The 2200-nt window shown below is 71.2% G+C and carries 2 protein-coding genes and 1 tRNA gene; all 3 read right to left on the reverse strand.

Annotated features, from left to right (window positions below):
• Positions 1-18: 18 nt before the first annotated feature.
• Positions 19-95, reverse strand: a tRNA-Met gene (locus AX737_RS22150).
• A 101-nt stretch (positions 96-196) separates the two neighbouring features.
• The gene (trpB, locus tag AX737_RS22155) at positions 197-1438 is read right to left on the reverse strand and encodes a tryptophan synthase subunit beta (RefSeq protein WP_066924964.1); all 1242 of its coding nucleotides are present in this window, start codon (positions 1436-1438) and stop codon (positions 197-199) included.
• A gap of 53 nt (positions 1439-1491) precedes the next feature.
• Positions 1492-2181 carry a phosphoribosylanthranilate isomerase gene (locus tag AX737_RS22160; RefSeq protein ID WP_066924966.1) on the reverse strand — a complete coding sequence of 230 codons (690 nt, stop codon included), beginning with the start codon at positions 2179-2181 and terminating at the stop codon, positions 1492-1494.
• Between the last annotated feature and the right edge of the window lie 19 nt (positions 2182-2200).

The following is a 2200-nucleotide window of genomic DNA, read 5'->3' on the forward strand; positions in this document are numbered from 1 at the left end:
GTATTTGCTAGGTGTGATTGGTAGCGAGGGAGGGATTTGAACCCCCGACACAAGGATTATGATTCCTCTGCTCTAACCAGCTGAGCTACCCCGCCCCAAACCGCCGTCAGCCCTGTCGGGCCGCCCGTGTCGGTGGCTGGATATAGAAAGAGGGACGCTGCGGTGTCAACGCCCTCGTTTCCCATCCAGCCGCGTCTCAGAGCTTCGTCCCGAAAATCTCGGCCACCTGCGGGATGTCCTTGTCGCCCCGCCCCGAGAGGTTCAGCACCATCAGGTGCTCGGCCGGGCGCTGGGGTGCCAGCTCGAGGATCTTGGACAGGGCGTGGGCGGGCTCGAGCGCCGGGATGATGCCCTCCAGCATCGAGCAGAGCTTGAACGCCTCCAGCGTCTCCGCATCGGTCGCCGACAGGTAGGTCACGCGGCCCATCTCGTGCAGCCATGCGTGCTCGGGGCCGATGCCCGGGTAGTCGAGGCCCGCCGAGATCGAGTGCGCGTCCGCGATCTGGCCGTCGCCGTCCATCAGCAGGTAGGTGCGGTTGCCGTGCAGCACGCCGGGCTTGCCCCCCGTGAGCGAGGCCGCGTGCAGGCCGCTCTGGACGCCGTGGCCCGCCGCCTCCACCCCGAAGATCTCGACCTCGCGGTCGTCGAGGAAGGGGTGGAACAGGCCCATCGCGTTCGAGCCGCCGCCGATGCAGGCGACGAGCGAGTCGGGCAGCCGCCCCTCCAGCGCCAGCATCTGCTGCTTGGTCTCGATGCCGATCACCGACTGGAAGTCGCGCACCATCGCCGGGTAGGGATGCGGGCCCGCGACCGTGCCGATGCAGTAGAAGGTGTCGGCGACGTTGGTCACCCAGTCGCGCAGCGCCTCGTTCATCGCGTCCTTGAGGGTCTTGGTGCCGGATTCGACCGGCACCACCTCGGCGCCCAGCATCTTCATGCGGAAGACGTTCGGGGCTTGGCGGGCCACGTCGACCGCGCCCATGTAGACCACGCATTTGAGGCCGAAGCGCGCGCAGAGCGTGGCGGTGGCCACGCCGTGCTGGCCCGCCCCCGTCTCGGCGATGATGCGCGGCTTGCCCATGCGGCGAGCCAGCAGGATCTGGCCCAACACGTTGTTCACCTTGTGGGAGCCGGTGTGGTTCAGTTCCTCGCGCTTGAAGTAGATCTTCGCGCCCTGTCCCGCGGGCGCCTTGGCGCGCAGGTGCTCGGTCAGGCGCTCGGCGTAGTAGAGCGGGCTCGGCCGGCCGATGTAGTGCGTGCCGTAGGACTCCATGTCGGCCCGGAACTCCGGGTCCGCCTTGGCCTCGGTGTAGGCCTTCTCCAGGTCGAGGATCAGCGGCATCAGGGTCTCGGCCACGAAGCGGCCGCCGAAGATGCCGAAGCGCCCGCGCTCGTCGGGGCCGGTGCGGAAGGAGTTCGGGGCGGGTGCGACGGTCACGGGGCTAGTCCTCGGGCGCGTGTCGGGCAAACGTGTACCCGTTTGCGCCTGCTTTAGACCCCTCGGGGTGCGGACGCCAAGCCGGCCGCGACGTCCCCGGGCGCGTCACCCGCCCGCACCGCGCGGATGAAGGCCGCGATCAGGCCCGGGTCCTTCACGCCGGGCGCCGTCTCGACGCCGGAGGAGACATCGACGGCGGGCGCCCGCGTACGGGCGAGCGCCTCCGCGACCGTGCTGGGGCGGAGCCCGCCGGAGAGCATCCAGCCCCGGGGCAGGGCGGTGCCCGAGAGGAGCGACCAGTCGAAGGCGAGCCCGTTGCCGCCGGGCAGGTCTCCGCCGCGCGGCGGCTTGGCGTCGAGCAGCAGGCGGTCGGCCGCGGCGTAGTCCGCCACGCGCGCGAGGTCGGCGGCCTCGCCGATGCCGAGCGCCTTCATCACCGGGCGCCCGGTCAGGCGCCGGATCGCGGCGACGCGCTCCGGGCTCTCGCGCCCGTGGAGCTGGATCAGGTCGGGGGCGACGCTCTCGACCGCCGCCGCCAGCGCGGCGTCGTCGGGATCGACCAGCAGCACCACGCGCTCGGCACGGCCGCGCACGGCGGCGGCGAGCACCCGCGCCTCCGCCCAGCCGAGATGGCGCGGACTCTTCGGGAAATGCACGAAGCCCACGAGGTCGGCGCCCGCATCGAGCGCCGCCGCCAGCGTATCGCCGGTGGAGAGCCCGCAGATTTTGACGCGCGCGCTCAACGGACGGGTCCGGCCGAGG

The sequence above is a fragment of the Methylobacterium sp. CCH5-D2 genome, from assembly GCF_001556475.1.
Taxonomy (GTDB): domain Bacteria; phylum Pseudomonadota; class Alphaproteobacteria; order Rhizobiales; family Beijerinckiaceae; genus Methylobacterium; species Methylobacterium hispanicum.